The sequence below is a fragment of the Rhodococcus aetherivorans genome (genome assembly GCF_011058165.1).
GTDB classification, from domain to species: Bacteria; Actinomycetota; Actinomycetes; order Mycobacteriales; family Mycobacteriaceae; genus Rhodococcus; species Rhodococcus aetherivorans.
This window is the reverse complement of the sequence record NZ_JAALEG010000045.1, coordinates 1-23,994: the sequence shown is the minus strand read 5'-3', so window position 1 is coordinate 23,994 and position 23,994 is coordinate 1. Positions and strand designations below refer to the sequence as shown.

The window sequence follows — 23,994 nt, the reverse complement described above, 5'->3', positions numbered from 1 at the left end:
ACCCGCGTTGGGGGTTCCGGGCGGGCAGTGGCAGCATAGGTAGGTGACCACTACCTCGCGAGCCGCCGATCCGATGCACCTGCCCGCCCTGAGCGTGGCCGACATCGAGGCCGCGGCGGAGCGAATTTCGGCGGTGGTCGCGCCCACCCCGCTCGAGCACAGCGAGCGGCTCTCCGTCCTCACCGGCGCGAACGTCTATCTCAAGCGCGAGGACCTCACCCGCGTCCGCTCCTACAAGCTGCGCGGCGCATACAACGTCATGGCGCAGCTCTCTCCCGCCGAACGCGAGGCGGGTGTGGTGACGGCCAGCGCCGGCAATCACGCGCAGGGTGTGGCCTACGCCTGCCGGGCGATGGGGGTGATGGGCCGGATCTACGTGCCCACCCGGACCCCGAAGCAGAAGCGGGACCGCATCCGTGCGCACGGCGGTGCCTTCGTCGAACTCATCCCCACGGGCGACACGTTCGACGCGGCGGCGGCCGCCGCCGCCGAGGACGTCGCGCGTACCGGCGCGACGATGGTCGCGCCGTTCGACGACGCGCGCACCGCGGCGGGGCAGGGGACCATCGCCCGCGAGGTGCTCGACCAGCTGCCCGCGGCGCCGGACCTGGTGCTGGTTCCGGTCGGCGGTGGCGGTTGTCTGGCCGGCATCGCGGCGTACCTGCACGAGAAGTCGCCGTCCACCTCCATCGTCGGGGTGGAACCGGCCGGCGCGGCGTCGATGACCGCGGCCCTCGTCGCGGGCGGACCGGTGACCCTGCCCGAGGTGGATCCGTTCGTCGACGGTGCCGCCGTCAAGCGGGTCGGCGACGTGCCCTACGCGGTGGTCTCCCGGCTCGGCGCCGAGATCGTCTCCCACGCGAACCTGCCGCTGGTCGCGGCGCTCCGCAACGACGGTCTGGGCACCGGACCGTTCGGGATGACCCAGGTCGACGAGGGTGCAGTGTGCACCGCGATGCTGGATCTGTACCAGAACGAGGGCATCATCGCCGAGCCCGCGGGCGCGCTGTCCGTCGCTGCTCTCGAGGGGTTGACCATCGCGCCGGGCTCGACGGTGGTGTGCCTGATCTCGGGGGGCAACAACGACGTCTCCCGCTACGGGGAAATCATCGAGCGCTCCCTCGTGCACCGCGGCCTCAAGCACTACTTCCTGGTGGACTTCCCCCAGGAGCCGGGTGCGTTGCGGCGGTTCCTCGACGAGGTGCTCGGACCCGACGACGACATCACGCTGTTCGAGTACGTCAAGCGCAACAACCGGGAATTCGGGGCGGCGCTGGTCGGCATCGAACTCGGGGCGGCGGACGGCCTGTCGCCGCTGCTGGCGCGCATGTCGGCCTCGCCGATCGAGGCGCAGCGGCTCGAGCCGGGCTCGCCGGCCTACCGTTATCTCACCTGAGCCGCACGGGATTCCCGGCGGGGGAGGTGTGTTGTCCCCGCCGGGCCCGCCCGTCCGGTGTGTGCCGGCGCCCGTGAACCGCGTGCGCCGCCCGGGTGATTCCGATCGGTGCGGGTGTGGCGGCGGTTCCGGCGATCAGGGGTGTGCGGAGCCGAGCAGGCGGGCGACCACCTGTCTGTGCAGTTCCGGATCGGGCTTCGGGAGGCCGAGCATCGCACCGAGGTAGATGCCGTCGCCCACGAGGCGCACGATCTCGGCGGTGACGGGATCGTCGATCTCGGCGCGCAGGCCCTCGTCCCACGAGCGCATCACCTCGACCACCGCGCGCTGCACGTCGTCGTGCTGGCCGTCGGCACTGCGCAGCGCCGCCACCGTGGACCGGAACAGGGCCATCTCCGCGGCGTCGCCGGTCTCGTCCGGATCGGCGAGATACCACTCCGCGACCGGGGTGCCGCCGGCGACGGCATCGGCGAGCCGGGCGTCGCCCCGTTCGCCGAGGCGCCGCACCATCGCGGCGAGCATCGACTCCTTGGTCGGAAAGTGGTACAGCAGGCCGCCTTTCGAGACGCCCGCGGCGGCCGCGACGCCCTCGAGCGTCACCTGGGCGACCCCCACGTCGACGAGGGTGCGTTCGAGGGCGTCGAGGATGCGGTCGCGGGTGTCGGAGGCCATGGGCCGATTCTACCGATTGTCTTTGTACCGTCCGGACGGTCGGTGCTACCGTATTTCTGTACCGGCTGGACGGTTCAGTGTGGAGGGAAGACGGATGACGAACACCGGGCAGATGCCGGGGCTCCGCCCGGCGGCCGCGGGGACCGGGCCTGCGCCCGCGGGTGTGCGCACCTGGGCGGGGCTGGTGGTACTCGCCTGTGCCGTGTTGCTGATCGCGGTCGACGCGACCGTTCTCGACCTCGCCCTGCCCTTCCTCAGTGCCGATCTGGCCCCGAGCGGGGTGCAGCTGCTGTGGATCATCGACGTGTACTCGTTCGCCGTCGCCGGCCTGCTCGTGACGATGGGCGTGCTCGGCGACCGCGTCGGCCGTCGCCGGCTCCTGCTGGTCGGCGCCGTCGGCTTCGCCGCGGCCTCGGCCGTCGCGGCGTGGGCGGTGAGCCCCGAGATGCTGATCCTGGCGCGTGCATTGCAGGGAATCTCCGGCGCCACCCTCATGCCCGCGACCCTGGGGCTCATCCGGCACATGTTCACCGACCCGCGGGAGCGGACCGTCGCCATCGGCGTGTGGGGCGCGATGGCCGGCGGCGGCGCCGCGCTCGGCCCGCTCGTGGGCGGCTGGCTGCTCGAACACTTCTGGTGGGGGTCGGTCTTCCTGATCAACCTGCCGATCATGGCGGTGCTCGTCCTCGCCGGGCCGTTCCTCGTCCCGGAATCGCGGGATCCGCACCCGGGCCGCTTCGACCTGCCGGGGGCCGCGCTGTCGCTGCTGGCCGTGGTTCCGATCGTCTACGCGGTCAAGGAAACGGCGCTGCACGGCCCGCATGCCGCCGCGCTGGTCGCGCTGGGCGGCGGTCTGACGGCCGCCGCGGCGTTCGTGCACCGTCAGCGGGTCGCGAAGAACCCGCTGCTCGATCTCACTCTGTTCCGGCGGCGCGAGTTCTCCGCGGCCGTACTGACGAATCTGCTGGCGATCTTCGCCCTCGCCGGGGTGCTGTTCTTCGGGTCGCAGTATCTGCAGCTGGTGCTCGGGATCGGACCACTACAGGCGGGTCTGCTGATGCTCCCCGGGACCGCGACCAGCGCTCTGTCCTCGCTCGGAGCGGCATGGCTCGTGCGGCGCCTGCCCGTCGGGACCGTCCTGTCGGGTGCTCTGGCCATCGCGGCCGTGGGTGCGGCGATGTTGCTGGCTCTCGGCACCACCCACGGGGCGGGGTTGTTCGTCGTCGGCTTCACCCTCATCGGCGTGGGGGTCGGCGTCGCGCTGACCCTCACCACCGACCTGGTGGTCGGGGCCGCCCCGGCGGACCGGGCCGGCGCCGCGTCGGCGGTGTCGGAGACGGCGTACGAACTCGGTGTCGCGCTGGGGGTGGCGGTGCTCGGCAGCGTCGTCACGGCCGTCTACCGTTCCCGGCTCGGGATTCCGGGCTCCGGCCACGAGTTCGACACCCTCGGCGGCGCGGTGGCCGCGGCCGGACGACTCCCGGCGGCGGAGGCCGAGGCCCTGCTCGAGTCGGCGCGGGCCGCGTTCGTCGCCGGCACGCACGGGGCCGCGGCCGCCACGGCGGTGATCCTGGCGGCCACCGCCGCGCTGACCCTGCGCATGCTCCGCCGGCGGTGATCCTGTGCGCCTCCGGCTGCGGTGACCCTGTGCGGCCTCCGGCCTGCGGTGACCCTGCGCGGCCTCAGGCCCGCGGTGTGACGGCAGAGTCGAGCACGACGAACGAGTGCCCCGGCACGAGCGTCGCGGACCCGGTCCGGTTGACCACAACCGGCTCCCACCACACCAGGGGAGCACCACCGAAGGGCACGGTCACCGGGTCGGGCCCGAGGTTGCACGCCACATGAAGGCCGCCGCGGTGCATCACGATCCAGCGCTCGTCCTCGTCGTAGTCGACGTGCAGGTGCTCGAGCCACGGATCGGTCAGCTCGGCGCGTTCGCGGCGCAGCGCCAGCAGCTGCCGGTAGCAGTCGAGCACCCGCGCGTGGCCCGGCTCGGCGCGCTCGGCCCAGTTCAGGGTCGACCGCCGGAACGTCTCCGGATCCTGAGGGTCGGGCACGTCCTCGGCGTCCCATCCGTGCTCGGAGAACTCGCGCCGGCGTCCCTCGGCGGTGGCCCGGGCCAGCTCGGGTTCCGGGTGGGAGGTGAAGTACTGGAACGGTGAACTCGCGTCCCACTCCTCGCCCATGAACAACATCGGCGTGAAGGGGGAGGTGAGCACCAGCGCGGCCTTGACGGCGAGCTGACCGTGGTCGAGGTAGTGACCGGGCCGGTCGCCGATCGCCCGGTTGCCCACCTGGTCGTGGGTGCACGTGTAGGCGAGCAGGGCGCTCGCCGGGATGCGCCCGACGTCGAGCGGGCGCCCGTGCGTGCGCCCGCGGAAGCTCGAATAGGTCCCGGCGTGGAAGAACCCGTGCCGCAGGGTGCGGGCGAGACAGTCGAGCGAACCGAAATCGCCGTAGTAGCCCTGTCGTTCGCCGGAGACGGCGGCGTGCACGGCGTGGTGGATGTCGTCGTCCCACTGCGCCTGCAGGCCGTAGCCGCCGGCGGCGCGGGGCGAGATCGTCTTCGGATCGTTCAGGTCGCTCTCGGCGATCAGGCTCAGCGGCCGGCCGAGGTGCGCGGACATCCGGTACGTCGCGACGGCCAGTTCCTCGAGCAGGTGCACGGCGGTGTGGTCGACCAGTGCGTGCACCGCGTCCAGGCGCAGCCCGTCGATATGGAAGTCCCGCATCCACCGCAGGGCATTGTCGAGGATGTAGCGGCGCACCTCGCCGGAGTCCGGCCCGTCGAGGTTGACCGATGCGCCCCACGTGCCCTGCCCGCCGGACAGGTACGGGCCGTAGCGGTCCAGGTAGTTGCCGGACGGTCCGAGATGGTTGTAGACCACGTCCAGGATCACCCCGAGGCCGCGGGCGTGGGCGGCGTCCACGAAGCGCTGCAGGCCGTCCGGGCCGCCGTACGGCTCGTGCACCGCATACCAGAGCACCCCGTCGTAGCCCCAGCCGCGGGTGCCGTTGTAGGCGTTGACCGGCATCAGCTCGACGAGGTCCACCCCGAGCTCGACGAGGTCGTCGAGGCGGTCGACGGCCGCGTCGAAGGTGCCGCCATCGGTGAAGGTGCCCACGTGCAGCTCGTAGACCACTCCGCCGGCGAGTTGCCGACCGGTCCAGGACGCGTCGGTCCAGGCGCTCTCGTCGAGCGAGTGCAGCTGGGACAGGCCGTGCACGCCGTCGGGTTGCCGCGGCGAGCGCGGGTCGGGCAGCACGGTCTCGTCGTCGTCGAGGACGTACCCGTAGCGGGCACCGGGGGAGGCGTCGACCTCGGCGCGCCACCAGCCGCCGTCGTCCCGGCGCATGGGGTGGTCCGTGCCGTCGACGCGGAGCCGGACGGATTGCGGGGTCGGAGCCCAGACCTCGAAGGTATGCACCCGACCAGCATGCCCGGTCGTCGTCGCGCCTGCAGGCCTCCGAAATCTGTTGCAGTTTCGATGCAACCGATGCTGATACGCTGAGATCGATGTCCCAGCATGCCAAGAGGACCTACAGTTCGCCGCTGCGCGAGGAGGCCGCGCGCCGTACCCGGGCGACCGTCGTCGACGCTGCCGCCCGGCTCTTCGTCGATCGCGGGTACGTCAGCACCACGGTGAAGCAGATCGCGGAGACGGCCGGGGTCGCCGTGCGAACCGTCTTCACGGCGTTCCCCGGCGGCAAGTCCGAACTGTTCCGGGAGGCGCTCGACGCCGCGGTCGCGGGCGGGTCCGCGGACTCGGCCGGCGACGATCCGGCTCCGGCCGAGCGTTCGCGCCCGGGGCGGGTCGCCTCCGGCCCGGCGGGATCGGACGCCGAACGCATCGTCGAGCAGGTGGTCCGTTACGGCGCGGACCTGCTCGAGCGGGCCGGCGGGCTGCTGATGACCTCGGTCGAGTCGTCGGGCGCGGACCCGGACATGCGCCGGTTCGCCGACGAGGACGCCCGCGCCACCGCGGACAACGCGCGCACGATCGCGGTCGGGCTGCACCGGCACGGGCTGCTGCGCGACGACGTGAGCGTCGATCACGCGGCACACGTGCTCTACACGCTGGGTTCTCCGCAGGTGCATGCGCTGCTGCGCCGCGACTGCGGCTGGGACGTGGACGAGTACCGGGCGTGGCTCACGGCGACCCTGCGGGCGACGCTGCTGCGCTGAGCCGGTGCCGCCTCCTCACGGCCAGGCCGCCGGGGCCGGGACGCGCACCGCCCGCGGGGTGGTCCCGAAGCGGGCACGGAACGCCGTCCCGAACGCGCTGAGCGATCCGAAGCCGGAGGCGAACGCGATGTCGCCCACGGCGACCGCGCTCCAGCGGGGGTCCTCGAGGCGGCTGCGGGCGCGGTCCAGCCGCCGGTTGCGGAGCAGTTCGGCGGGCGTGGTGCCGGCCGTCCGCAACGCGAGCTGGAGCTGCCGCAGCGACCAGCCCAGGTCGCGCGCGATCGACGCCGGTGTCAGGTCAGGATCGTCCGAACGTTCGTCGACGTAGGCCCGGGCGGCCGCGGCCACCGCCTCCAGGCCGCCCGGGCGGATGCCGTCGCGCAGGTCGGCCAGGGCGACGGCCACGAGTTCGATCACCCGCGCGCTGATCGTGACGAATGCGGGACCGGACAACGACTTCCGTTCCCGGGCCAGCGCCCGCGTCATCGTCTCCGCCACCGACGCGACGCCGCGGCGCAGGTCGAGCACGCTCGGCCCGTCGGCGACGGCACGGTCGGGCAGGCACCCTTCGGGCACGGTGAGCACCCACGCCCGGGTCTGCGCGCGATGGAGGAGCTCGAAGGGGCGGGCCATCGACACGAGGGCCGCGCGGCCGACCGGCACCGGCAGCGTGACCCCGTCGTGCGCGACGGTGAGGGTGCCGGATTTCGGCACGAACAGTCGCATGCTCCGGTCGTCGTCCGCCCGGACGTGCCGCGCGGTCCGCGCGTAGGTGATCCGATCGGACCAGAACTCGACGAGCTGGTGATTCCCGCAGCGCTGCACGTGCGTGGCGCCGGCGAAGTCGGCCGGCGACCGCTCGCCCTGAGCGGGGAAGAAGTAGTCCAGGGTGCCGTGGTTGAACCGCACGTGGTCGGTCCAGAACTCGGCGCGGTCGCGCCGCGGCACGCGGCGGGTCGTCGTGAACTGCACCTGGTAGTCCGCTGTCACCGTGACCTCCTCACCGGCCGTGCGCGGGACGGGCACGGTCCTGCGCGGATCGACGAGTGCTGCGACCGGACCGCTCCCTACGCTCGTCGGCAGTGTAGTGACGAGCGCCACAGCGCGGTGCGGTGGCCCGGATCCAGGAGGTTTCTCATGCTTCGAGCATCGGTCAACGGGACGGAACTCGCCTTCGTCGACGTCGGTCCGCGCGACGGGGTGCCGATCGTGTTCAGCCACTCGCTCTTCTTCGATCACACGATGTTCGACGCGCTCGTGCAGAAATTCGCCGACGACGGGTACCGGGTGGTCGCCTACGACCATCGTGGGCAGGGTGAGAGCGCCCCGGCTGCGCGGGACGAACTGGCGGTCGACGTTCTCGCCGAGGACGCCGCGGCCCTGATCGAGCACCTCGATCTCGCACCCTGTCACGTCGTGGGGAATTCCCTCGGCGGATTCGTCGCGCTGCGGCTCGCCGCGCGACGGCCCGAACTGCTCCGCACGGCCGCCGCACTCGGCTCGTCGGCGGAGGAGGAGTACAAGCTCGACGAGTTCGCTCCGCTGGTCGGCCACCTCACCGAGCACGGCACGGCCGACGTCGTCGACACGATCATGTACATCATGTTCGGCGATTCGAGCCTCGCTCAGGAGAGCGCGATGACGAGCACCTGGCGCGCGGCGATCGCCCGGCTCGGGCCGCGCATCGGAGACGCGGCCCACGGCGTCATCCACCGCGGACGGATCGTCGAGGAGCTGGCCGGCTGCCGCGTGCCGGTCCTCGCCGTCGCCGGCCACGAGGACCACGCCTACCCGCCGCCGATCTCGTCGGTGAACATCGCCGACGCCGCGGGAGGCCGGCACGTCACGGTCGACGCCGCGGGGCACTCCGTGGCGCTCGAGCAACCGGACGAGGTCGCGAGGCATCTCTCGGAGCACTTCGCCCCGGCCGGGCGGGACCGATCCGGCGGGTGACGGCGCGCCGCGGCAGCCGGGGTGGCGCCCCAGCGTGCGCCGCGGAGACCGGCGCACCCGGTATGTGGAATCCACGGCCTACGGAAAAATGGAATTTACCGAACCAGGTCCGCGCGGTTCCTCGCGTCCGAGAATTGCACCGAAGACGGGGCGCCCTCCCGGCGCGGGCGCACCGCGGCGGGCACGGGCTCGGGAACGACCGCCCGGAACGGGCCGCATCCGGAAGAGGTCGCCGCGGGCGTGTACCGGCTCGGGGCCGGCCGCGGCCTGACCGAGGCCAACGTCTACCTCGTGCGGTCGGGGCACACCCCGGGGCACCTCGCGTTGTTCCGCAGGTCCGGCCGGGTGGCGATCACCGGCGGCGCCGTGCTGACGGTCGACGTGAGCTCGCTGCCCCGGCCTGCTGCGCCGCAGGCGCGGGACGTCCGGTCCGCCCCGCCTCACCACCTGGAACCGGGCCTACGCGCGCGAATCGATGTCCCGGATCGCGGGGCTCGCGCCCCGGGTCGTCGCGAGTGGCCACAACCGGCCGCTGCACGTCCCCGAGACCGCCGGGCCGGCGGAATCGTGAGGGGTCCCGGCGGTGGGGCGCTCGAATGTGTTTCGGATCACATTCCGCCGGATATCCGAGACAGTGGGTCGGGACGTCGAGGCAGGGAAGGAGGAAATCGGTCATGTGGAACTTCCGACCTGAGTTCAACTGGTTCATGCATCTGTTCCGTGACCTGTTCGGCTGGTTGAGCTGAGACAGGGCCTCACCGTCCGCGCCCCGCCCGGGGGCGGACGGTGACATACGTCGCCTCGACGGCGACGGGGACCGCGAACCCACGACGTTGCCCGAGAGGACCCCATGAGTCACGCCAGTTTCGCGTCCCGGGTCGGTGCCACTCGCGACAAGCTGTTCGACCTGGCCCGCGAGATCGCCGCGATCGTGGAGGCCGCCGAGGCACTCGACCGGGAGTCCCTGCCGCTCGCCGACGAGATCGCCGTGACCGGGCTCGTCGACGCTCTCACCGACGTGAGCGGGCACCTCGACGCGGCGACGGAGCCGCTCGGCGAGGCCGTCTGGTTCTCGCGTCATCTGCCCGGACCGTTCGGCTGACGCTCGCGCCCGAGGATTACGCGGCCGGAAACCGGGTATGTCGTCGGGGCCGAGGCGCTGCTCTCGGCACCGTTCCCGCACCGCCGACACCAGGAGCGCACGTGAGTACCCAGAACCCCGGACCTCAGCCGGAAGACACCCCCGGCCTCGACGCCGGCGGGGGAGTACAGCCCGGGGACACGCCGCCCGATGCCGGACAGACCTCCGGTCTGTCGCATCCCCAACCCAACCCGAGCCGGGTGATGCCCGTCTTCGCGATCCTGCTCATCGCGTTGATCGTGCTCGGAGTGGCGGCGTTCTTCGTGGCGCGCGCGTTCGCCCTCTTCGACTGAGTACGCCGAACGACCGAACCGCGCCCGCCAGGTCAGCCGAGAGCGTCGACGTAGAGCCAGCGGCCGTCCTCGCGGACGAACCGGCTGTGTTCGTGCAGCACGTCCGCGTGACCGCCGAACCTGTAGTGGGCGCGGAACTCGACCGTTCCCTCCGTGTGCAGGAACCCGCCGCCGCTCGTGCGCAGCACCTCGAGCCCGGTCCACCGCTGCGCCGGATCGAGGTCCAGCCGCACCGGGCGAGTCCCGGGGTGCCACGTGCGGCGCAGATACGCCTCGTCGCCCACCGCGAAGGCGGTGTACCGCGAACGCATCAGCTGTTCGGCGGTGGGCGCGTGCCCGCCGGCGAGGAACGGCCCGCAGCATTCGCCGTACGGCAGGCCCCGGCCGCACGGGCAGGGTGTGGTGGGGCCGGGTCGGGGGGCGCGCTCGCGTGGACTCACCGGCACATTATCGCCACGGCCGGGATCGGGCGGTGGTGCCGGCCGTGGCACGATCGAACCTCGGGACGAGCGCGGCCGGAGGAACGGTGGGGCATGGTCGAATCTGCCGACACACAGGCATGGGAGCAGGGCAGTCCCGGCACCGCGCTGCGGCACAGCTTCGCGGCCGTCCCGGTTGCCGGGCCGGACGACACGGTTGCCGGGGTGCTCGACCGGATGCGGGAGCACAGTTTCGACAGCGCCGCCGTCGTCGCCGTGCTCGCCGGTGAGGTGCTCGTCGGTCTCGTCACGATCGAACGGCTGCTGGCAGCCCCCGGCACCACCCGGATGAGCGACGTGATGGATCCGGATCCGCCGGTGGTGCGTCCGGACACCGCGCAGGAACGGGCCGCGTGGAAGGCTGTTCAGCACGGTGAACCCGGCCTCGCCGTCGTGGACGGCCGCGGCCGGTTCCGCGGTCTCATCGCGCCCCAGCAGCTGCTCGCCGTGCTGCTGCACGAGCACGACCAGGACATGGCCCGGCTCGGCGGCTTCGTGCACTCGGTGGACGCGGCACGGGCCTCGAGCGTCGAGGGAATCCGTCGACGCCTGTGGCACCGGCTGCCGTGGCTCGTCGTCGGTCTGGTCGGGGCCATGGTCTCGGCCCGCCTGATGCAGGTCTTCGAGGCCGAGCTCGACGCCGACCTCGCCGTCGCCTACTTCGTGCCGGGCATCGTGTACCTGGCGGACGCGGTCGGTACGCAGACCGAGGCGCTGGTCATCCGCGGGTTCTCGGTGGGTGTGGGGATCCGCCGGATCGTGCGCCGCGAGGTGCTGACCGGCCTGTCGGTGGGGGCGCTGCTGGGTGCGACGATGCTGCCGGCGGTGCTGCTCATGACGGGAAACCGGGATCTCGCGGTCGCCGTGGCATCGGCCGTGCTGGCCGCCAGCACCATCGCGACCACCGTCGCGATGGTCCTGCCGTGGGCACTGCAGCGGCTGGGCAAGGACCCGGCGTTCGGGTCCGGCCCGCTCGCCACGGTGATCCAGGACCTGCTCTCCATCGTCATCTACTTCGTGGCGGTGACGCTTCTGCTCGGCTGAGGGGTGGGGTGTTCCCCACCCCAGGGGTCCTTGGGGGACAAGGCGTTCCCGAGCCACGATGGGGCGACCGACCGCCAATCCCGTGGAGGCCCCGTGACCGTAACGTCGGAAACGTTCACCCCGAACCCCACCGCCCTCGCCGGCACGGCCGAACTGGATCACGTGTTCGACGAGATCGACCGGGTCGACGCCGAGATCGTCGCCGCGATCCGGCGCCGGACCGGTCTCGCGCACCACGCCGGCCGGCTGCGCCGCGCCGGTCACGGAACGGTGCCGGCGCACACGCGTCGCGAGATGGCGGTGCTCGCGCGGTTCACCGCGGCACTGGGGCGGGACGGTTCGGCGCTGGCGGCGACGCTGCTGCGGTTGGGACGCGACCCCCTTGCCGACGCTGCAACCTACGGGCAGGATTGAGTCCGCGCCCTGGAGGTTGTGATGAGCGTCGTCACCGAATCGCGTCTGTCGTATGTCGACAAGCAGGGGCGGCAGCATCGGTTCGAGCTGTCGCCGGAGTCGCCGCGCGTCACCATCGGCCGTGCTCCGAGCTCCGACGTGGCGTTCACCGGCGACAACGAGGTCTCCCGCCTGCACGCCGTCGTGGAGTGGATCGGCACCCACTGGACCATCCTCGACGACGGGCTCTCCCGCAACGGCACGTTCCTCAACGGGGAACGCATCACCGGACGCCGCCGCCTGCGGGAGGGCGACAGCATCCGGATCGGCTCGATCCGACTGACCTTCCAGGAGATCGGTGCCGGACCGGACGAGGCGACCCGCGTCGCGTCGGAGCTGCCGACGGTGCGTTCGCTCACGGAGACGCAACGCGGAATCCTGCTCGCGCTGTGCCGGCCCTACAAGCACGGCGCCGCGTTCGCCACCCCCGCCTCCAACCAGGACATCGCCACCGAGCTGTTCCTCAGCGTCGACGCCGTCAAGACGCATCTGCGGGCGCTGTTCGCGAAGTTCGGTGTCGAGGATCTGCCGCAGAACCAGAAGCGGGTCCGGCTCGCCGAGCTCGCATTGCACAGCGGCGTCATCACCGAACGCGACCTCTGACCTGCGGCTCACCCCACCCGCTGCAGCAACCTGCCGAGGGCCCGCGCGACCTCCGCGGGGCGGTCGGCGATCACCGAGTGCCCGGCGCCGTCGACCCGCACCAGCTCGGCGCGCGGCAGCCGCGCTGCGAGACCGGCGGACAGCTCGAACGGGGTCCACTCGTCCGCCGACCCGCACAGCACGAGCGCGGGGACCGCGGCGAGCACCGCCAACGCGGCGGATTCGTCGAGCACGGCGAACGATCGCAGGAACGCCGCCATCGTCACCACCGGCGTGTCGTTCGCGAGCACCGCCAGCAGGGCCGCCCACCGGGAACCGGGGGCGCGTCGCTGCGCCGCCCGTCTCAGCGGCCGCACCGCCCGTCCGCCCAGGTGCAGCGCGTGCTGCACGGCGCCGGGTGCGTGCTGCACCGCGCGGTGGAACAACTCGACCGCGGGGCTCTCGAGGTACCGCCCGAGCCCCGACCGGCCGAGATCACCGGCGGCGGTGCCGATCAGGCAGATCCCGGCGACCCGGGTGCCGATCTCGTGCGGATGTTGACGGGCGTAGGACAGGATCGTCATGCCGCCCATCGAGTGGCCGACCAGCACCACCGGACCGGCGGAGACCGCGCGCAGCACCGCCGCGAGATCGCGCCCGAGCTGCTCGACGGTGTACGTCTCCGGCCCGGCGGTGCCGGACGCGCCGTGACCGCGGTGGTCGAAGAACACCATCCGCAGCGTCGCTCCGCGGCGCCGGAGCAGCGAATCCCGAAGAGGCGACCAGGTTTCCGTGCGGCCGCAGTGCCCGTGGACGAACACGGCGGTGAGCGGTGCGCCGGCCGCGCCGATCTCGTGGACCGCGAGCGGCACGCCGTCGTCGGCGATCACCGTATGGCGGCGTACGAGACGCTCGGTGCGGAGGGTGGACATGCGGACAAGGATCCGCCGGATGCCGGTGCCGGGCGAGCAACCCCGGTGGTGGTGGATTTCACCTCAGGGGGCCACTTCTGCACCCTGGGTGGTGGACAATCGCGTCATGGATGCGCAGCGGTATGTCGGCGTGGTCGGGCCCGCGGAGGCCACGGCCGAACAACGCCGGATCGCCCGTCAGGTCGGCGGGCTGCTCGCGGCGCGACGCGCCGTCGTCGTGACCGGGGGACTGGGCGGGGTGATGGCCGCGGCATCGCGCGGAGCCGCGGAGGCCGGCGGCACCACCCTCGGCCTGCTGCCCGGCGACGACCGCGCGGAGGCCAACCCGTACCTCACCGTGTCGATCCCGACCGGTCTCGGCGAGATGCGCAACGCCCTGCTGGTACGCACCTGCGAGGCGCTCATCGCGGTCGGCGGCAGCTGGGGCACGCTCAGCGAGATCGCGCTCGCCGTCCGCACCGGCGTCCCGGTGATCTCGATCGGGGGGTGGCCGCTGCCCGCCGCCGGGGTGCTCGCCGTGACCTCCGCCGGGGACGCCGTCGACGCCATCCACGACCTGTTGTGGCGGCGCGATCCCACCGCGGGCTGGACCGGCTGAGGAGTTCTCGCACCCGAGGGTGATTCTCGACCACCCCTGCGGGTGCCGCGCCCACCGCTGGGGTCGGTATCGGCACCGGGGTCTGCGGACGACCGTGGAAGCAGCACAGTCCACCGGTCGTCAGGAGTACCCCCGTGTTGCACGAAAGCCCGGTCGCCCAAGAACATTTCGCTGCCCCGCAGCCCGCCGGCGCGTTCCCGCTCTCGGCGGCCCAGCGCGGGATCTGGTTCGCACAGCACCTGGCCGGCGCCACGCCCGTCAACATCGCCCAGTACGTCGACATCGCCGGGGACCTCGACCTCGACGCCCTCGAAGGTGCCGCCCGTGCCGTCGGACGCGAGTTCGGCACCGGCTTCCTGCGCATCGTCGAGGAGGACGGCCACCCGTTCCAGACGGTCGTGCACACCGGCGAGCGGCTGACGGTGGTCGATCTGCGGGGCGAGGCCGATCCCGTGGCCGCGGCCCGCGAATGGATGGAGCGCGACTACACCGCCCCGGTCGACATGTGCACCGACCGGCTCGCCGTCACCGCCGTGCTCCGCATCGCCGAGGACCGCTGGTTCTGGTACGCCCGGATCCACCACATCGCCCTCGACGGCGTCGGCGCGATGACCCTCGTCGCGCGCACCGCCGAGCTCTACACCGCCACCGTCACCGGAACCGCGGTGCACACGCCGCGCACCGCCGCGCTGCCCGACATCGTCGCCGCGGACGAGACCTACCGCCGCTCCCCGCGGTTCGAGGCCGACCGTGCGTACTGGACCGAGCACCTGGCCGGGCTGAGCGATCCCGTGTCGCTGGCCGGCCGGGCCGCCCCCGCCGACGCGCACCCGCTGCTGGTCGGCGCGGAGCTGCCCGCCGACACCGAGCAGGCCCTGCGCGACGCCGCGGCCCGGCGCGGGTCGAGCCTCGCACCGCTGGTGGTCGCCGCGTTCGGCACCTACCTCGCCCGGATGACCGGCCACGACGAGGTGATGCTCAGCCTGCCCGTCTCGGCCCGCACCACCGCCACGCTGCGCCGCTCCGGGGGCATGCTCGCCAACGTGGTGCCGCTGCGGTTGCGCACCGACGCCGCCACCGTCGCCGCCGTGATCGCCGCGGCGGAACTCGAGCTGACCGGGGCACTGCGCCGCCAGCGGTACCGGCAGGAGGACATCGCCCGCGACCTCGGTCTCACCGGCGATCACGCCGCCGGGTTCGGCCCCTCGGTCAACCTCATGCTGTTCGACCACCGGGTCCGGCTCGGCGCGCTCACCGGGCGGGTCCACGTGCTCACCTCCGGGCTCATCGAGGACCTGTTCGTCAACCTCTATCCGGGCGGCCACAGCACGCACCTCGACTTCCAGGCCAACCCCAACCTGTACGACCGGGACGAGCTCGCCGCGCACCACCGGCGGTTCCTCGCGTTCCTGCACCGTTTCGCCACCGCCGCACCCGACCGGCGTCTCGCCGACCTGGACCTGCTCGGCGACGACGAGCGCGCCGCCCTCGTCCCGGCCCGCGGCGCCGATCCGGTGCCGCCCCGCACCCTGGCCGACCTGCTCACCGCCGGGGCGGCCCTCGACCCCGGCGCCGTCGCGGTGATCGACGGTGCGCGCACCGTGACCTACTCCGACCTGGACGCCGCCACCGACCGGCTCGCCCGGCTGCTGCTCGCCCGCGGCGCCGGCCCGGAGACCACGGTGGCGCTGGCGCTGTCGCGGTCCGTCGAATCGGTGCAGGCCGTGTGGGCCGTCGCCAAGACGGGAGCCGCGTTCGTGCCCGTCGACCCCGGTCACCCCCGGGCCCGGCTCGAGCACGTCCTGCGCGACAGCGGCGCCCGCATCGGCCTGACCGTCGCCGCGCACCGGGACGGACTGCCCGACGACACCGACTGGATCGCCCTGGACGACCCCGCGACCGTCGCCGCGGTCACGGCGGCGGACGCCGGCCCGGTCACCGACGCGGAGCGGGGAATCCCGCTGCGGCCCGAGCACGCCGCCTACGTCGTCTACACCTCCGGTTCCACCGGCACCCCCAAGGGGGTCGTCGTCACCCATGCCGGCCTGGCGAACCTCGCCGACGACGCCCGCGCGCGTCTGGCCGTCGCCGCCGGCTCGCGCGCCACCCACCTGTACTCGCCGGCCTTCGACTCCTCGATCGAGGAGCTGCTGGTGACCTTCACCGCCGGCGCCACCCTGGTGGTGGTGCCGCCGCAGGCCTATGGCGGCACCGAGCTCGCCGAGGTTCTCCGCGCCGGACGAGTCACCCACCTCGACGCGACCCCGGCCGTGCTCGCCACCCTCGACCCCGACGACCACCCCGAGATCGGCACGGTCGTCGTCGGTGGCGACGCCTGCCCGCCCGACCTGGCCGATCGGTGGTCGGTGGGCCGGGCGTTCCTCAACGCGTACGGCCCCACCGAGGCCACCGTCACCGCCACCTTCGCGGCTCCGCACCACCGCGGCGACCGGGTCGGGGTCGGCACCCCGATCCGCGGCATGCGCGCCCTCGTCCTGGACCGCCGGCTGCAGCCCGTGCCCGCAGGGGTCACCGGCGAGCTGTACCTGGCCGGCGCCGGGATCGCCCGCGGCTATCTCGGCCGCCCCGACCTGACCGCCGCCCGCTTCGTGGCCGACCCGTACGCGCCCGGAGAACGCATGTACCGCACCGGTGACCTGGTGCGCTGGCGCGGTGCGTCCTTTGGGCTGCCAGGGGAGCCCGAAGGACACACCGGCGGCGCAGCCGCCGCGCTCGAGTTCGCCGGCCGCACCGATCACCAGGTCAAGATCCGGGGGTTCCGCGTCGAACTCGGCGAGGTCGACGCCGCGCTGCTCCGGCACCACACCGTTGCCCGGGCCGTCACCGTCGGCGCCACCACGCCCGCCGGCGCGACCGTCCTCGCCGCCTACGTCGTCGGGCACGCCGGCGCCGCCGTCGACGTCGACGCCCTGCGCGGCGAACTCGCCGACACCCTGCCCGCCTACCTCGTGCCCGCGGCGATCACCGTGCTGCCCGAACTGCCGCTCACCCCCGTCGGGAAGATCGACCGCGCCGCGTTGCCCGCCCCGGACTTCGGCACCCCCACCGCCGGCCGCGCCCCCGAGGGCGCCCGCGAGGAAGTGATCGCCGCCCTGTTCACCCAGGTGCTCGGCGTGGAACGAGTCGGCGCCGACGACAGTTTCTTCGCCCTCGGCGGCGACAGCATCGTCGCGATCACCCTCGTCTCCCGCGCCCGCGCCGCCGGACTGCGGTTCACCGCGCGCGACGTCTTCGAGCGCCGCACCGTCGCCGCTCTGGCCGCCGTCGCGGTGGCGGACACCGGAGCCGGCGCAGTCCTTGCCGAACTCCCCGGCGGCGGCACCGGTCCGGTCGACACCACCCCGATCGTCGCCGAACTGCTGGCCGGCGGCGGGCCCGTCGACCGGTACGGGCAGGCCGTGCTGATCCGGCTGCCCGAGCATCCCGACCCGGCGCACCTGGCCGGGGCCGTGCAGGCGCTGCTCGATCGGCACGACGCGCTGCGGATGCGGCTGACCGCTGCCCGCACGCTCGAGGTGCTCCCCGTCGGCGCGGTCGCCGCCGACGCGGTGCTGCGCCGCGCCGCCGTCGACGAGCCACGCGGCGCCGCCGCGGCCGCGCTGGAGGCCGCGGCGGACCGACTCGATCCGGCCGCCGGGATCGTCGCGCAGTTCGAGTGGCTGGCCTCGCCCGACGGCCGCGACGACCTGCTCGTGGCCGTCGTCCACCACCTCGCCGTGGACGCGGTGTCCTGGCGCATCCTGCTGCCCGACCTGGCCGCCGCCTACACCGACCTCGCCGGCGGTGCCGCGCCCGCCCTCGCCCCGGTCGGCACGTCGCTGCGCCGGTGGGCGCACGGCCTGACCGAGGCCGACCGCAGCGACGAACTGCCGTTGTGGGAGCGGATTCTCGCGACGCCCGACCCGGCACTGGGGGAGCGGCCGTTCGATCCGGCGCGCGACACCGTCGCCACCTCCGCCCGGCTGCGCGTGCACGTGCCCGCCGAGGTCACCGACGCCGTGCTGACCGCCGTGCCCCAGCGCTTCCACTGCGGCACCGCCGAGGCGTTGCTCGCCGCGCTCGGCCTGGCGGCCGAGCGGTGGCGCCGCAACCGCGGCCGCACCGCCCCCGCGACGCTCGTCGGCGTCGAGGGCCACGGCCGCGAGGAGGCGGCGGTCCCCGGAGCCGACCTGTCCCGCACCGTCGGATGGTTCACCACCGTGCACCCCCTCGACGTGGACCTCACCGGCATCGACGTCGACGACGCCTTCGGTGGCGGTGCCGCGGCGGGCGCGGCGATCCGGTCGGTCAAGGAACGGCTCGCCGCCGTTCCCGACCACGGCATCGGCTACGGCCTGCTCCGGTACGTCGCCGGCACCCTGCCCGCGCATCCGGCCCCGCAGATCGCGTTCAACTTCCTCGGCCGCATCGACACCACGGTCGAGGGACCGTGGCTGCCGCTCGGCACCGCCGCCACCCGTGAACCGCAGATGCCGCTGCCCGCGGTGCTCGACATCGACGCCGCCGTCGAGGCCGACGGCCTCGCCGCCACCTTCACCTACGCGACCGGCCTGCTCGACGAGGACGCCGTCGACGAGTTCGCGCAGCTGTGGGTGGCCGCGCTCGCCGCGCTCGCCTGGCACGTCGGCGACCCGGCCGCCGGCGGTCACAGCCCCTCCGACTTCCCGCTGGTCGCCGTCGACCAGGACCGGATCGACGCGTGGGAGCGCGACCGCGGAGGCCTGGCCGACGTGTGGCCGCTGTCCCCGCTGCAGGCCGGGCTGCTGTTCCACACCGGGTACGCCGCCACCGACGCCCCCGACGACTACACCGTGCAGACCGTGCTCGAACTCGCCGGCACCGTGGACCCCGCCCGGCTCCGCGCCGCGGCGCAGTCCGTGGTCGACCGGCACGACAGCCTGCGGGCCGCCTTCCGCGACACGGCCGCCGGCCCGCTCCAGGTCGTGCTCCGCACGGCCGACGTGACCTGGCGGGAAACCGATCTGCGCGGCCGTGCCGACACCGACGGCGAGCTGGCGCGCATCCTCGACGCGGACCGCGCCGACCGGTTCGACCTGGCCGCCGCGCCGCTGCTGCGCGTCCACCTGGTCCGCACCGCCGCCGACCGGTACCGGCTGCTGCTGACCAACCACCACCTCGTCCTCGACGGCTGGTCCACCCCGCTGCTCGTCGCCGAACTGCTCACCGCCTACGCGGCGGGCGCGGCGGTGCCCGGACCGGCGCCGTCGTTCCGGGACCACCTGGCCTGGCTTGCCGGCCGGGACCTCGTCGCCGCGCGGACCGCGTGGGCCCGCGCCCTGGACGGCATCGACGCCCCCACCCTCGTCGCCCCGCACGACGACCCCGCCGACACCGGCGGCGCCGCCCACACCGTCGCGCTGAGCGCCGAAACCGCCGCCGCCCTCGACGCTGCCACCCGCGCCCACGACGTCACCCTCGCCACCGTCGTGCAGGCGGCGTGGGCGCTGACCCTGGCCGAGCTCACCGGCCGCACCGACGTGGTGTTCGGCTCCACCGTCTCCGGCCGCCCGCCCGAGCTGCCCGGCGTGGACGCCGTGCTCGGCCTGTTCGTCAACACCGTGCCGGTGCGGGTGCGCCTGCAGCCCACCGACACCGGCGCCGACCTGCTGCGCCGCCTCCAGGCCGAACAGGCGGCGCTGCTCGAGCACCAGCACCTCGGGCTCGCCGAGATCCACCGGGCGGCCGGCGTCACCGAACTGTTCGACACCCTCGCCGTCGTCGAGTCCTACCCGCTCGACCGCGACGCCCTGTCCGCGACCGCCGACGGCGCCGGAATGCGGGTCCTCGGCGTCACCGGCGCCGAAGCCACCCCGTACCCCGTGAGCCTGATCGTCGAGCCGGGCGCCCGGCCGGAGCTGAGCGTGCGCTACCGCCCCGCCTCGGTCGGTGACGGCGTCGCGCGCCGCATCCTCGAGCGGTGCGCGGAGCTGCTCGGTGCGCTCGCCCGGACCCCGGACCGCCGCATCGCCGCGCTCGGCGCCCCCGGCGTCGACGCCCCGTTCGTGCCGGCCCGCGACCGGGCCGTCACCCTCGCCGACATCCTCGCCGGCACCGCCACCCGTCACCCGGATGCGGTCGCCGTCGTCGCCGGCACCGCCGAGCTCACCTACCGCGAACTCGACGACCGGACCGCCGCCCTGGCGGGGCTGCTCGCCGCGCACGGCGCCGGACCCGGCACGCTGGTCGCGCTCGCGCTGACCCGCTCGCTCGAATCGGTCCTCGCCGTGTGGGCGGTCGCGAAGACCGGCGCCGCGTTCGTCCCCGTCGACCCGCGCCACCCCCTGGACCGGATCGAGCACATGCTCACCGATTCCGGCGCCCGCCTCGGCGTCACCGTCACCGCCCACCGGGACCGGCTGCCCGGCTCCGCGACGACGTGGCTGGTGCTCGACGATCCCGCGACCGCCCGCCGCACCCCGGCCGGCCCCGCGGTGCCGTCACCGGCCCGGCTCGACGACCCGGCCTACCTGATCTACACCTCCGGCTCGACCGGGACGCCGAAGGCCGTCACGGTCACCCACCGGGGCCTCGGCAACCTGGTCGACGCACTGCTCGCCGTGCTGGAGCCGACCCCGTCGGCACGGGTCGCGCACGTGGCGTCGCCGAGCTTCGACGCGTCCGTGTTCGAACAGCTCGCCGCGTTCGCCGCCGGCGCCCGGCTCGTCGTCGTACCCCCGACGGTCGTCGGCGGCGACGAACTGACCGACCGGCTCGCCGACGCGGGCGTCACCCACCTCGTCCTCACCCCCGCGGTGCTGGCCACCCTCGACCCGGCCGCCGCGCACACCGTGCGGGTCGTCGGTGTCTGCGGTGAGGCCGTCCCCACCGACCTGGTGCGCCGGTGGGCGCCCGGCCGCACGATGTTCAACCTCTACGGCCCCACCGAGACCACCATCTGGGCCACCGTCGCCCCCCTCACCGCCGATGCGCCCGTCACCCTCGGCGCCGGTGTGCCCGGCACCGAAACCGAAGTCCTCGACGGCTGGCTGCGGCCGGTGCCGCTCGGCACCGCCGGAGAGCTGTACCTGGCCGGTCCCGGGCTGGCGCGCGGCTACCACGGCCGTCCGCAGCTGACCGCGAGCCGGTTCGTCGCGCATCCCGGACGGCCCGGGGAGCGCATGTACCGCACCGGTGACCTCGTGCGCTGGACCCGCGCCGCCGACGGCGGCCCGGTGCTGGAATACCTGGGCCGCACCGACTTCCAGGTCAAGGTGCGCGGCATCCGCGTCGAGCTCGGGGAGGTCGACGCGGCCCTCGCCGCCGTCGCCGACGTGGACTTCGCGGCCACGCTCGGCCGTCCCGGTCCCACCGGCTCGGCCGTCCTCGTCTCCTACGTGCGGCCCGTGCCGGGCCGCGGGCTGGACCCGGACCGGCTGCGGGACCGGCTCGGCGAACAGCTGCCCGCCCATCTCGTGCCCGCCGCGGTCGTCGTCCTCGACGAGGTTCCGCTCACCCCGGTCGGCAAGCTGGACCGGACGGCGCTGCCGGAGCCGGACTTCGGCCGCAGCCGGCGCCCGGCCCGCGCACCGCGTGGACCGGTCGAGACCGCCGCCGCCGCCGCCTTCGCCGACGTCCTCGGCCTGGACGGGCTCGGCGCCGACGACTCGTTCTTCGACCTGGGCGGCAACTCCCTCGACGCGACCCGGGTGATCGCCCGCATCAACGCCACCGCGGGCTCCGCCCTGGCGGTGCGCGATCTGTTCGAGGCGCCCACCCCCGCGGCGCTGGCCACCCGCGCCGCGGGCCGCACCGGTGCCGCCGTCGCACTCGGGCGACGGGAGCGGCCGGCCCGCCTGCCCCTCGGCCCGGCGCAGCACCGGATGTGGGTGCTCAACCAGCTCGACCCCGCGTCCGGCGTCTACAACATCCCGGTGGCGCTGCGCCTGCGGGGCCGGCTCGACATCGCCCCGCTCGCCGCCGCCTTCGGCGACCTGACCGCCCGGCACGAGAGCCTGCGCACCGTGTTCCCCGCCGACGCGGAGGGCCCCCGCCAGGTGATCGTCGACGCGGCGCCCACCGGTCCGGACTTTGTCGACGTCCCCGCGGACGCCGTGCATGCCGCCGTGGCGGGCTTCGCCGGGGCCGGCTTCGACCTGACCGTGGACCTGCCGGTGCGGGCCCGGGTGCTGCGCCTGGGCGCGGAGGAGCACGTGCTGGTGCTGGTGCTGCACCACATCGCCGCGGACGGGGTGTCGGTGGCGCCGCTGGCCCGGGACCTGATCGCCGCGTACGCCGCCCGGACCGCGGGTGCGGCCCCGGCGTGGGCGCCGCTGCCGGTGCAGTACGCCGACTACACGCTGTGGCAACGCGAGGTGCTCGGCGAGCCCGACGACCCCGACTCGACCACCGCCCGGCAACTGGACTTCTGGACCCGCACCCTGGCCGGCCTGCCGGATCGGGTCGTCCTGCCCACCGACCGGCCCGGACCCGCGGTGCAGTCCGGCGCGAGCGCCGACGTCGCCTTCACCGTGGACGCCGGCGTCCACGCCGCGCTGCGCCGCCTCGCCCGCGCCGAGAACGCCACCGTGTTCATGACCCTGCACGCCGCGCTCGTCGCGCTGCTGTCCCGTCTCGGCGCCGGCGACGACATCGCGGTGGGCACCGCGGTGGCCGGCCGCGGCGCCGCCGAACTCGACGACCTGGTCGGGATGTTCGTCAACACCGTGGTCCTGCGCACCGCGGTGCGGCCCGACGCCACGTTCGCCGACCTGGTGGCGCAGGTGCGCGAGGCCGACCTGGCCGCGTTCGCCCACGCCGACGTCGCCTTCGATCAGGTGGTCGAGGCGGTGCGCCCGGCCCGGTCCACCGCGCACCACCCGCTGTTCCAGGTCTCCCTCGCGCTGGCCGACTTCGCGGCACCCACCCTCGAGATCGACGGGCTCGAGATCGCCGTCGAGGACGTCGAGCGTGGCTCCTCGCAGTTCGACCTCGGGCTCGAGCTGCGCGAACACACCGGCGACGACGGCCGGCCCGCCGGGCTGGACGCCACCCTCACCTACGCCACCGACCTGTTCGACGAGGCCACCGCGCGCACGATCGCCGCGCGGTTCGTGCGGCTCCTCACCGCCGTCACCACCGACCCGGCCGTGCCCGTCGGGGACGTGGATCTGCTCGACGCCGCCGAGTCCGCCGCCCTGCACGCGACGGCGGGTCCCGCCGGTGTCGGGCCGTGGCTGCTGCCCACGCTGCTCGGGGCCGCCGCCGCGGCGCACCCCGAGCGCCCGGCCGTGCGTGCCGACGGCACCACCTGGACCTACCGGGAACTCGATGCCGCCGCCGGCCGGCTCGCCCGCCTGCTCGTCGCCGCCGGGGTGGGCCCGGACGTGCGCGTGGCCCTCGCGCTGCCCCGCTCGGCGGAGTCGGTGCTCGCCGTGTGGGCGGTCGCCAAGGCCGGCGGCGCCTTCGTGCCCGTCGACCCGGCGTATCCGGCCGAGCGCATCGCGCACATGCTCGGCGACTGCGGTGCCACGCTCGGGCTGACCACGACCGCGCACCGGTCCGCGCTGCCCGGCGCGCTCACCTGGCTCGAGCTCGACGACCCGGCGCTGCGGGCCGCATCCGCCGCCGAATCCGCCGCGCCGTTGACCGACGCGGACCGGACCCGGCCGCTGCATCCCGACCACGCCGCCTACCTGATCTACACCTCCGGCTCGACCGGCACCCCGAAGGCCGTCACGGTCACCCACCGCGGGTTGGCGAACATCGTTCGCGCCCAGGATGATTCGCTCGCGGTCGGACCGGACGCGCGGGTCCTCGGCTTCGCCTCGCCGAGCTTCGACGCGGCGATCTTCGAACAACTGGCCGCGTTCGGCTCCGGGGGCTGCCTGGTGTCGGTTCCGGCCGGCGTCGTCGGCGGCGCCGAACTCGCCACGCTGCTCGATGCCGAGCAGGTGACGCACATGGTCCTCACGCCGTCGGTGCTCTCGACGCTGGAGCCGGCGGCATTGACGTCGGTCGAGGTGCTGGCGGTGGCCGGGGAGGCGGTCGGAGCCGAGTTGGTCGAGCGGTTCGCCGGGGGGCGGACGATGCTGAACCTGTACGGGCCGACGGAGGCGACGATCTGGGCGACGGCGGGACCGCTGGCGCCGGGACGGGCGGTGACGATCGGATCGGCCGTGCGCGGAGTGACGCCGCTGGTGCTCGACGGGCGGTTGCGGCCGGCCCCGGTGGGCGTGGTGGGGGAGTTGTACCTGGCCGGGGACGGGCTGGCGCGGGGCTATCAC

At 74.1% G+C, this 23,994-nt stretch carries 16 protein-coding genes; 11 read left to right on the top strand and 5 right to left on the bottom strand.

Annotated features, from left to right (window positions below; genetic code table 11):
• The first annotated feature begins 73 nt into the window (after positions 1-73).
• Positions 74-1,396, top strand: coding sequence for a threonine ammonia-lyase IlvA (gene ilvA, locus G6039_RS17860; protein ID WP_037200948.1), 1,323 nt, complete (start codon positions 74-76; stop codon positions 1,394-1,396).
• Between the two features lie 135 nt (positions 1,397-1,531).
• Here the strand turns inward: ilvA and G6039_RS17855 are convergent, their stop codons facing one another.
• Entirely contained in the window at positions 1,532-2,068 is a 537-nt protein-coding gene (locus tag G6039_RS17855; protein WP_006943765.1) for a TetR/AcrR family transcriptional regulator, read from the bottom strand.
• A gap of 94 nt (positions 2,069-2,162) precedes the next feature.
• Here G6039_RS17855 and G6039_RS17850 point away from each other — a divergent pair, with 94 nt between their 5' ends.
• Positions 2,163-3,686 carry an MFS transporter gene (locus G6039_RS17850; RefSeq protein WP_043801900.1) on the top strand — a complete coding sequence of 508 codons (1,524 nt, stop codon included), beginning with the start codon at positions 2,163-2,165 and terminating at the stop codon, positions 3,684-3,686.
• Positions 3,687-3,750: 64 nt separating this feature from the next.
• On the opposite strand, the gene treZ is transcribed toward G6039_RS17850, so the two are convergent.
• On the bottom strand, positions 3,751-5,562 hold the full coding sequence (treZ, locus tag G6039_RS17845; RefSeq protein WP_080688615.1) for a malto-oligosyltrehalose trehalohydrolase: 1,812 nt from the start codon (positions 5,560-5,562) through the stop codon (positions 3,751-3,753).
• Between the two features lie 23 nt (positions 5,563-5,585).
• Here treZ and G6039_RS17840 point away from each other — a divergent pair, with 23 nt between their 5' ends.
• Complete coding sequence (locus G6039_RS17840) at positions 5,586-6,254, top strand: TetR/AcrR family transcriptional regulator (RefSeq protein ID WP_006943771.1); 669 nt, start codon at positions 5,586-5,588, stop codon at positions 6,252-6,254.
• A 15-nt stretch (positions 6,255-6,269) separates the two neighbouring features.
• Here G6039_RS17840 and G6039_RS17835 read toward each other — a convergent pair whose 3' ends face one another.
• Positions 6,270-7,244: an AraC family transcriptional regulator gene (locus tag G6039_RS17835; RefSeq protein WP_051446154.1), complete on the bottom strand. Its 975-nt coding sequence runs from the start codon at positions 7,242-7,244 to the stop codon at positions 6,270-6,272.
• Between G6039_RS17835 and G6039_RS17830 the strand changes: the two genes are divergently transcribed.
• The 3 genes from G6039_RS17830 to G6039_RS17820 all read left to right on the top strand — a co-directional run bounded on the left by G6039_RS17830 (position 7,149) and on the right by G6039_RS17820 (position 9,641).
• Positions 7,149-8,207, top strand: coding sequence for an alpha/beta fold hydrolase (locus tag G6039_RS17830; protein WP_235194107.1), 1,059 nt, complete (start codon positions 7,149-7,151; stop codon positions 8,205-8,207). The genes G6039_RS17835 and G6039_RS17830 overlap by 96 nt on opposite strands.
• Before the next feature lie 850 nt (positions 8,208-9,057).
• Positions 9,058-9,309 (top strand): hypothetical protein, encoded by a 252-nt coding sequence (locus G6039_RS17825; protein ID WP_006943779.1) that lies wholly within the window; start codon positions 9,058-9,060, stop codon positions 9,307-9,309.
• A 101-nt stretch (positions 9,310-9,410) separates the two neighbouring features.
• Positions 9,411-9,641 (top strand): DUF6480 family protein, encoded by a 231-nt coding sequence (locus G6039_RS17820; RefSeq protein WP_006943781.1) that lies wholly within the window; start codon positions 9,411-9,413, stop codon positions 9,639-9,641.
• Between the two features lie 32 nt (positions 9,642-9,673).
• Here G6039_RS17820 and G6039_RS17815 read toward each other — a convergent pair whose 3' ends face one another.
• On the bottom strand, positions 9,674-10,081 hold the full coding sequence (locus tag G6039_RS17815; RefSeq protein ID WP_082120248.1) for a YchJ family protein: 408 nt from the start codon (positions 10,079-10,081) through the stop codon (positions 9,674-9,676).
• Positions 10,082-10,174: 93 nt separating this feature from the next.
• Between G6039_RS17815 and G6039_RS17810 the strand changes: the two genes are divergently transcribed.
• The 3 genes from G6039_RS17810 (at position 10,175) to G6039_RS17800 (ending at position 12,220) form a co-directional block, all read left to right on the top strand.
• Positions 10,175-11,164: a magnesium transporter gene (locus G6039_RS17810; RefSeq protein WP_029544134.1), complete on the top strand. Its 990-nt coding sequence runs from the start codon at positions 10,175-10,177 to the stop codon at positions 11,162-11,164.
• Positions 11,165-11,257: 93 nt separating this feature from the next.
• Entirely contained in the window at positions 11,258-11,578 is a 321-nt protein-coding gene (locus G6039_RS17805; RefSeq protein ID WP_006943785.1) for a chorismate mutase, read from the top strand.
• A gap of 21 nt (positions 11,579-11,599) precedes the next feature.
• A complete protein-coding gene (locus G6039_RS17800; RefSeq protein WP_006943787.1) occupies positions 11,600-12,220 on the top strand; it encodes an FHA domain-containing protein in 621 nt (206 codons plus the stop codon).
• An 8-nt stretch (positions 12,221-12,228) separates the two neighbouring features.
• On the opposite strand, the gene G6039_RS17795 is transcribed toward G6039_RS17800, so the two are convergent.
• Positions 12,229-13,131, bottom strand: a complete 903-nt coding sequence (locus G6039_RS17795; protein WP_029544132.1) for an alpha/beta fold hydrolase — start codon at positions 13,129-13,131, stop codon at positions 12,229-12,231.
• A 106-nt stretch (positions 13,132-13,237) separates the two neighbouring features.
• On the opposite strand from G6039_RS17795, the gene G6039_RS17790 reads away from it, so the two are divergent.
• Both G6039_RS17790 and G6039_RS17785 read left to right on the top strand, forming a co-directional pair.
• Complete coding sequence (locus G6039_RS17790) at positions 13,238-13,729, top strand: TIGR00725 family protein (protein WP_029544130.1); 492 nt, start codon at positions 13,238-13,240, stop codon at positions 13,727-13,729.
• 134 nt (positions 13,730-13,863) lie between these two features.
• Positions 13,864-23,994, top strand: a 10,131-nt coding sequence (locus tag G6039_RS17785; RefSeq protein WP_164528091.1) for a non-ribosomal peptide synthetase, incomplete at its 3' end; no start/stop codon positions are given.